This window comes from Vibrio sp. V10_P2A27P122, from assembly GCF_963874335.1.
GTDB lineage: Bacteria > Pseudomonadota > Gammaproteobacteria > Enterobacterales > Vibrionaceae > Vibrio > Vibrio anguillarum.
In genome coordinates, this window is sequence record NZ_CAWNHY010000050.1 from 1 (window position 1) to 8,283 (window position 8,283).

The 8,283-nt window shown below is 46.4% G+C and carries 9 protein-coding genes; 5 read left to right on the forward strand and 4 right to left on the reverse strand.

Features of this window, described 5'->3' with window-relative positions; all coding sequences use genetic code 11:
* Positions 1-52 precede the first annotated feature (52 nt).
* The 4 genes from AACQ17_RS03010 (at position 53) to csdA (ending at position 3,643) form a co-directional block, all read left to right on the forward strand.
* Positions 53-841 (forward strand): nucleoside-specific channel-forming Tsx family protein, encoded by a 789-nt coding sequence (locus tag AACQ17_RS03010; protein WP_017046576.1) that lies wholly within the window; start codon positions 53-55, stop codon positions 839-841.
* A gap of 104 nt (positions 842-945) precedes the next feature.
* Complete coding sequence (panE, locus tag AACQ17_RS03015; RefSeq protein WP_094147722.1) at positions 946-1,836, forward strand: 2-dehydropantoate 2-reductase; 891 nt, start codon at positions 946-948, stop codon at positions 1,834-1,836.
* Positions 1,833-2,432 carry a DJ-1 family glyoxalase III gene (locus tag AACQ17_RS03020; RefSeq protein WP_064625831.1) on the forward strand — a complete coding sequence of 200 codons (600 nt, stop codon included), beginning with the start codon at positions 1,833-1,835 and terminating at the stop codon, positions 2,430-2,432. The genes panE and AACQ17_RS03020 overlap by 4 nt, the downstream gene beginning before the upstream one ends.
* Positions 2,432-3,643, forward strand: coding sequence for a cysteine desulfurase CsdA (gene csdA / locus AACQ17_RS03025; RefSeq protein WP_094147723.1), 1,212 nt, complete (start codon positions 2,432-2,434; stop codon positions 3,641-3,643). Before AACQ17_RS03020 ends, csdA begins: the two co-directional genes overlap by 1 nt.
* Positions 3,644-3,675: 32 nt before the next feature.
* Here the strand turns inward: csdA and csdE are convergent, their stop codons facing one another.
* From csdE to AACQ17_RS03045, 4 genes are all read right to left on the reverse strand, one after another.
* Positions 3,676-4,107: a cysteine desulfurase sulfur acceptor subunit CsdE gene (gene csdE / locus AACQ17_RS03030; RefSeq protein WP_094147724.1), complete on the reverse strand. Its 432-nt coding sequence runs from the start codon at positions 4,105-4,107 to the stop codon at positions 3,676-3,678.
* 5 nt (positions 4,108-4,112) lie between these two features.
* The gene (gene tcdA / locus AACQ17_RS03035; protein ID WP_017049732.1) at positions 4,113-4,922 is read right to left on the reverse strand and encodes a tRNA cyclic N6-threonylcarbamoyladenosine(37) synthase TcdA; all 810 of its coding nucleotides are present in this window, start codon (positions 4,920-4,922) and stop codon (positions 4,113-4,115) included.
* Positions 4,923-5,012: 90 nt separating this feature from the next.
* Positions 5,013-6,116, reverse strand: a complete 1,104-nt coding sequence (gene mltA, locus AACQ17_RS03040; protein ID WP_013856156.1) for a murein transglycosylase A — start codon at positions 6,114-6,116, stop codon at positions 5,013-5,015.
* A gap of 69 nt (positions 6,117-6,185) precedes the next feature.
* A complete protein-coding gene (locus AACQ17_RS03045) occupies positions 6,186-6,653 on the reverse strand; it encodes a DUF2850 domain-containing protein (protein WP_094147725.1) in 468 nt (155 codons plus the stop codon).
* A 151-nt stretch (positions 6,654-6,804) separates the two neighbouring features.
* Between AACQ17_RS03045 and argA the strand changes: the two genes are divergently transcribed.
* On the forward strand, positions 6,805-8,142 hold the full coding sequence (argA, locus tag AACQ17_RS03050) for an amino-acid N-acetyltransferase (RefSeq protein ID WP_026027647.1): 1,338 nt from the start codon (positions 6,805-6,807) through the stop codon (positions 8,140-8,142).
* The last annotated feature ends 141 nt before the right edge of the window (positions 8,143-8,283 follow it).

Sequence of the window (8,283 nt, forward strand, 5' to 3'; positions counted from 1 at the left end):
CATCAGAAATATACGTGTGCTGAATTATGACAAAACATAGAGAGTCCCCCTTATGCGTAAATCACTTCTAGCTCTAGGCCTAATGGCTGCAACTTCTGCTCCAGTTATGGCCGCTGACTATTCAGATGGCGACATCCATAAAAACGATTACAAATGGATGCAATTTAACCTAATGGCTGCAATCGATGAATTACCAGGTGAGTCATCGCATGATTACTTAGAGATGGAATTTGGCGGCCGCTCAGGGATTTTTGATCTGTACGGTTACGTTGATATCTTTAACCTGCTAAGCAACCCAAGCAGTGACAAAGAAGGTAAAGAAAAAATCTTTATGAAATTTGCACCTCGTATGTCACTAGATGCACTTACAGGTAAAGATTTGTCTTTCGGGCCAGTGCAAGAGTTGTATGTCTCTACGCTAATGGAATGGGGTGGTAACTCTGGCGTTAACACTCAAAAAGTGGGCCTTGGCTCTGATGTGAATGTGCCTTGGCTAGGTAAAGTAGGTTTAAACCTGTACGGTACTTACGATTCAAATAAGAAAGATTGGAATGGTTTCCAAATCTCAACCAACTGGTTCAAGCCTTTCTACTTCTTTGAAAACGGCTCATTTATCTCTTACCAAGGTTACATCGATTACCAATTTGGTATGGAAACAGGTAAAGGATACGCAACATCTAGCGATGGCGGTGCTATGTTTAACGGTATCTACTGGCACTCAGACCGCTTTGCTGTGGGTTACGGTCTAAAAGGTTACAAAGATATCTACGGTATCAAAGATACTGATGGCTTCAAGTCAACTGGCTTTGGTCACTACCTAGCTGTGACTTACAAGTTCTAATCGAACCTAAGTTTTTAGCTAAATGGCGCTCTCGAGCGCCATTTTTATTGCTTTCCATTTCTACCTCATTATCCTTGGCGCAAAGTCAACTATGGAGAGGTGTTATGAATATCGTCGTGCTTGGGCCGGGCGCGGTTGGGTTGCTTTGGGCGACAAAGCTGCATGCTGCTGGACACCGCGTTTCATTATGGGGCAGACAACCTCAATCTTCACTTTCCATTGCTTTAGATAAACAGGCGTCTATTACCCTGCCCTACAATGATCACAGCGCGCTCTGCCATGCCGATCTCTTACTGATTACTGTTAAGGCTTGGCAAGTCGAGCAAGCGCTCACTCCGCTGCTGAATACACTCAATCGTGACACCATTTTGCTATTTATGCACAACGGCATGGGCGCGCTTGATTCGATGCAGGATCAACTGAATGACTTTCCTATTGTGCTTTCAACCACCACGCACGGTGCACTCAAGCCGTCAATGAACCAAGTGTTGCATACTGGCAAAGGCGTAACTCAATTAGGGGCTTACAACGCCCAAGGCAAGCAGTGTCAGTTTCTAGTGGATGTACTTCAGCATGCATTGCCAAACGTAATGTGGAATAACACGATTGAAGAAGCGCTGTGGCATAAGCTTGCAATTAACTGCGCGATTAACCCGCTCACCGCGTTAGAGCAATGCCGCAATGGTGATTTAGCCAATGAACGCTTCCAACGGCCGTTGGCAAATATTGTTGCAGAAGTCGCCGATGTCATGAGCGCTGAAGGCTTTGCGATCACTCAATCATCACTGCTTGCTAAGGTTAAGCTGGTGATTCAAGCCACAGCAGAGAATTATTCGTCAATGCATCAAGATATTTTCTATCAACGTAAGACTGAGATAGACTTTATTACGGGCTATTTACTGAAGAAAGCAGAGCAACATCAGCTCGCAACACCAGAAAATAGTAAGCTATATCACGCTATTCAACAGATAGAACACCGCTGGAAAAGCCAATGAGTAAACGAATTTTAGTCCCGATAGCAACGGGCTGCGAAGAGATGGAAGCGATCACCGTGATTGATATGATGGTCAGAGCTGGCTATCAAGTTGTGGTTGCCAGTGCTAATCTCGACGGGCAATTGATGATGAAAGCCTCACGCGGAGTGACATTAACCGCAGACTGTAAACTGCTGGATGTGATCGATGAAGAGTTTGACGTGATTGCGCTGCCCGGTGGCGTTGGAGGCGCTGAGATCTTTCGTGACAATCCAGTGCTAATCGAAATGCTCAAGCAACAGCATAACCATGGTCGATGGTTGGCGGCTATTTGTGCCACGCCAGCCTTAGTTTTGCAACATCATCAGCTTTTCCCGCAAGCGATTATGACAGGGCACCCGGCTTTTCGCGATCATATCCCCACTGATTTATGGCGAGATCAACGCGTAACCATCGATACAAACCATCAATTAATCACCAGCCAAGGGCCGGGAACAGCACTTGAGTTCGCGATGGAGATCATCATATCACTCTCAGGTAAAGCACACGCATGGTCAGTTGCACAGCCAATGGTGACACTGGCAGCATTGAATTATCACAAGTTAGGTGAGCAATAATGTTTGACGTGCAGACCATTCGCGATCAATTCCCCGCACTCAATCAAGCCGTGGATGGCGAAACTCTGATTTATCTAGACAGCGCCGCTACCACGCAAAAGCCGCAAGTGGTGATAGATGCCATTAGCCATTACTACAGTACGCAAAATGCCAATGTACATCGTGGTAGCCATCGCTTAACAGCAAAAGCGACCAGCGATTTTGAAGCGGCGCGTGACACTATGGCTCAATTTATTGGCGCATCATCTCGTAAAGAGATTATTTGGACTCGCGGAGCGACCGAAGCGATCAACCTGATCGCGCAGACTTACGCACGTAATACATTGCAAGCCGGTGATGAGATTCTAGTCAGTGAAATGGAACACCACGCCAATATAGTGCCTTGGCAAATCGTCGCGGCTCAAACCGGAGCAAGCGTCGTCAAAGTCCCCATCACGCCAGAGTGCCACTTTGATCTTGAGGCTTTTCAAGCACGATTATCGAGTAAAACCAAAATTGTCGCCCTAGCCCATACCACCAACGTAACGGGTACGCGCCAACCGATTGAAACTGTGATTAAACTAGCGCACCAAGTCGGCGCGGTGGTCGTGATTGATGGCGCGCAAGGAATTGTGCATGAAACTGTCAACGTGCGCGAACTCGACGCCGACTTTTATCTCTTTTCTGGGCACAAGCTTTACGCTCCCGCTGGCATTGGTGTTCTGTACGGAAAATTAGCGCTGCTTGAAACAATGCCTCCATGGCATGGCGGCGGCAAGATGGTAGAAAAAGTCTCGTTTGAAGGTACAACATTTGCCGAACTGCCGGGGAAATTTGAAGCAGGCACACCGAATGTCGCAGGAGCGATAGCCCTTGCCAAAGCAATCGAATGGTTACAAAACTGCAATCGGACGACCGTAGAAACTCACCTGCATAGATTGCAAGCACGTACTTATCAAGCCCTGCAACAGCTCGATGATATTCGCGTAATCGGCTATCAACCGAATGCCAGTATTCTCAGTTTTGTGATGGATGGCGTTCATCATCAAGACATAGCCACCTTACTCGATCAGCAAGGCATCGCGGTTCGCTCTGGCCATCACTGCGCTCACCCATTAATGGATGCGCTCGGATTAACTGGCACCGTGAGAATTTCGTTTGGTATTTACAATACCGAACAAGAGGTTGAACAGTTGATCGCCGCCATCACTAAAGCAGTTGATATGCTGTAATAATTCCCCCTTTCATAAAAAGGGGGAGATGCTCAGCTTGGATCGATATTTTTTATCTTATCGACAATGGCTTTAAGGCCATTACCACGTGAAGGACTTAAATGGGCAATCAAGCCTATTTTTTCAAAATAAGCATCCACATCAAACGCTTGAATTTGTGCGTAGGTCTTGCCGTTGTACGCAGCAAGGACTAAAGCAATTAAACCACGCACAATCCGCGCATCCGAATCGGCACAGAAAGACCACATTCCTTGGTGCTCCTGCCCCACTAACCATACTTGACTCTCGCAGCCTGCAACACTGACTTGCTGCGATTTCAAAGCATCAGGCATCGTGGGCAATAACTTCCCCCACTGGATCACTTGTCGATAGCGATCTTCCCAGCCAGTAAAATTTTGCATGGTCGCCACAATGTCATCAGCGCTAATCTCACGACCAAAGGGGGAGGCAGGAAAAGGAGTCATTAACGTTACACCTTATGTTTCTGAATTAACTTTTCAACAATGCGCGCTACGGCAACAAAACCAAAGGTTGCGGTAACAACCGTCGCAGCGCCAAATCCGCTGGCGCAATCCATCCGCTTTGGCCCTTCTGCGGTTGATTTCACCGCGCACACACTGCCATCGGCTTGCGGATATTTGAGCTGCTCTGTTGAGAACACGCAATCAATACCAAACTTACGCGCAGGGTTTACAGGGAAATTATGGCGATGACGAAGCGTATCTTTGAGTTTTTTTGCCAATGGGTCTTGAATCGTTTTGGTTAAATCCGCGACCTTGATTTGAGTTGGGTCAACTTGACCACCCGCACCACCGACGGTAATCACTTTAATTTTATTGCTACGGCAATAAGCCAGTAGTGAAGCTTTCGCTTTCAAACTGTCTATCGCATCAAGCACGTAATCGAACGTTTGACTCAAATAGCGGTGTTGGTTATCTGGCGTGATAAAGTCATCAATTAAGTGCACCACACACTCAGGGTTGATGAGCTTGACCCGCTCGGCCATCACTTCAATCTTACTTTGCCCAACCGTACCGCTCATCGCATGGATTTGACGGTTGATGTTAGTGACGCACACATCGTCCATATCAATCAGCGTTAACTCGCCAATGCCGGTGCGCGCCAATGCTTCGACTGCCCACGAGCCAACGCCACCGATACCAATCACACACACATGCGCAGCACGCAGTATTTCAACCTCACGATTTCCATAAAGGCGACGAGTGCCTCCGAAGCGTTGGTTGTAGCTATCTGAAGCGGGGGTATCGAGTTCACGCATAATTAAAAGTCCGATTGAAAGCGATAGAAAAATAAAGAGTGCGATTTATACGCACTCTTTATTTAAAAGTCTAGGTCGAAACCTGTGTCACTATTGTAGCTTTTCAGGCGGCAATGCCCAAGGTGCTTGTGTGGCTGAGTTTTCTAACCCCAGTTTCCAAACGCGACCAAAATGTTTGTAATGCCCTGCTTCCGTTCCGGCGCGCTCGCCCATGCCATGGTACAGATCGAGGTGGTTATCTTTTACCGCGCCGCCCGTATCTAGCACAATCAACATTCTCAACTGATGAGCGCCACTCCATGTACCATCTGCATTGAGCAGCGGCACTTCTGCTAAAATAGGTGTGCCCATTGGAAAGATAGAACGATCTCCGGCCACCGAGGCCATCGGCAGTAGTGGAATACCGGCAGAGCCAGTGACAGGGGCTGCCGCTTTGGGCGCAAAAAAGACATAGGAAGGATTTTGCTCTAGTAGCTCTCTTACCGTCGGTTCATCATTGGCTAGCACCCATTCCTTGATCGCTTTGAGTGACATTTTCTCTCGTGTCACTTCACCTCGTTCAATCAAGACTTTGCCAATACTGATGTAGGCTTTGTTATTCTTACCCGCGTAAGCGAAGTACTCAAGCGTATCGTCATCTTCAAAATGCACAAAACCACTGCCTTGCACCTCCATAATGAAAGGGTCAATCAGGTTCGCCGCATAACCTAACTCAAGCCCTTTTTCAGCTAACGCACCATCATAAATTTGCGCACGCGTTGGGCAATCGGCCGAACATTCAGGCAAACCAAATACGGGATATTTGAATATTTCATCCGGTTGATGGCGAAGCTCCATTACCGGAGAAAAATAGCCAGTGAAAAGCACATTACCTTTTTTATCGCCACCACCAAGCTGCGCCGCTTGTATTCCAAAATTCGCCAAATCTTGTGGATCACCACTTTGCAAAATCCATTCACTGATCTGTTGATACAAAGGTTGATAAATCGCTGCCATCGACGCCGAGCGAGTCACCACTTGTTCGCTCTGTTTGGAAAATTGCGTAAAGTCACGTGGCGTATTGGACTGCACCGTGTCTACTTTGTTGAGCGCTTTAGAGAAATCACCATCCAAATATTGCTGAGCACGGTCGGTCGGTTGCGCACAACCAAACAGCAGCAGTACTGCCGCAAGAGGAAAAATTTGCTTAATCACAGAAGTTATCCGTTATTTGAGTTGCTAAAAGCATGACAAACTCGCGCCTAAACCGCAATCAGCGAATTGTTAACGGAGGTTTTTTTGGTATTTTCCTGACAATCGGAAGGTTGGATTGTAGTGCGACGACGACATTTGTGTCATTTCGGTATTGTTATCATCACGCATTTTGTAACGATAGCTCGTATCACCAATCTGGTATTCTAAAAAATGACCATCAAACTCAAATGAAGTGGTGAGTACTCGGCCACTACTGATCACGCCTGCTTTCCCCAATTCAATTCGTTTGGCTGAATAAGGGGCAACATACTGCTCAACCCAAACCCCATACACCTCATCCTTTGGCGAAAAATAGTTTTCCAACCGAGTAAAGAGATCACCGTATAGCGACGCTACGGAAAGCAAGCCAATCATCACAACCAGCATCAAGCCTCGTTCAATGTACTTACATCTTCGCAAGTTTGTGAACTGAGGCGTAGCCGTAAGGCCTACGTTTTTTGTCATTTTCATGCGACTCAACTCGTTGGTTTTGGCCATATTTCGCCTTTATTGGCAAGCAGTCTAACGTGTCCTAAATCAGAGATAAAATCGGCGATTGAATAATTGCACCAAACTCAAAAAACCACTTGCCGACACGTGAATAAAAAGTCATTATTTGAACATATTTAAACACCAAGGTGCTCTCAGAGTGAAAATTCGCAGTACAGCTCTCGTTAAAGGATTTAGACAATCTGCTCCCTATGTTAACGCTCACCGTGGTAAAACCATGGTGATCATGCTCGGCGGTGAAGCGATTGCCGATAAAAATTTCGCTAATATCATCAGCGATCTCGCACTGCTGCATAGCCTTGGTGTCAAAATTGTTTTGGTGCACGGTGCTCGCCCACAAATCAATCAAATTCTGGCGACACATCATTGCTCCACTCCTTATCACAAAGGCATTCGGGTCACTGATGAGGAAGCGCTCAGCTTAGTCATGCAAGCCGCGGGGCAGCTCCAACTCGCTATCACAGCACGCCTTTCAATGAGCTTAAATAACACGCCAATGGCAGGAACTCAGCTCAATATCGTTAGTGGTAATTTTGTTATCTCTCAACCATTAGGTATAGATGATGGTGTCGATTATTGCCACAGTGGCCGCATTCGCCGTATTGATATTGAAGGCATCAACCGTATGCTTGACCAAGGTTCGATCGTGCTACTGGGGCCTATTGCGAGTTCCGTCACTGGCGAATGTTTTAATTTGCTCTCTGAAGAAGTAGCCACACAAGTCGCAATACGCCTAAAAGCAGATAAGCTGATCGGTTTTTGCTCAGAGCAAGGCATTATCGATGAGCAAGGCAACGCAATTGCTGAACTGTTCCCATCTGATGTTGAACGGATAATGCAGCGTATTGAAGCAGATACCGACCAAGTTCAGGATAATAGCTCAGGTACCTCACGCTTTCTGCGAGCCGCCGTTTCAGCGTGCCGCGCAGGTGTGCCACGTAGTCACTTAGTCAGTTACAAACAAGATGGTGCTTTGATCCAAGAGTTGTTCTCTTTTGACGGGATCGGTACTCAGATTGTCATGGCAAGTGCCGAACAAGTCCGTCAGGCACAGATCGATGATATCGGCGGAATTTTCGATTTAATCCGCCCGTTAGAAGAACAAGGAATATTAGTACGGCGTTCACGTGAGCAGTTAGAGCAAGAGATCCACAAATTCACGATTATTGATAAAGATGGCTTATTGATTGGTTGCGCCGCGCTTTACCCTTACCCAGAAGAGGGCATGGCAGAAATGGCGTGTGTCGCTATTCACCAGGAGTATCGGGACGGCAACCGCGGTTTATTGTTACTCAATCACATGAAGCAACAAGCAAAATCGATGCGTTTAGATCGCCTCTTTGTTTTGACAACGCACAGTTTACATTGGTTTAGAGAGCAAGGTTTTTATGAAGTCGGTGTGGAATCGTTACCGATAACTAAACAGAGTTTGTACAACTATCAACGCCGTTCAAAAATTTTAGTCCTGACGCTCTAACGTCAGGATATTGTATTTATTCGTTAAGTTATGGTGAATAGTTTATCTTTGATCAAGTGCAAACGTTTTCATTATTTTGTATACAAAATAAGCGCTTTATTTAACTTAATATTATGTGTAGAATCCGCCGACATCATTAAT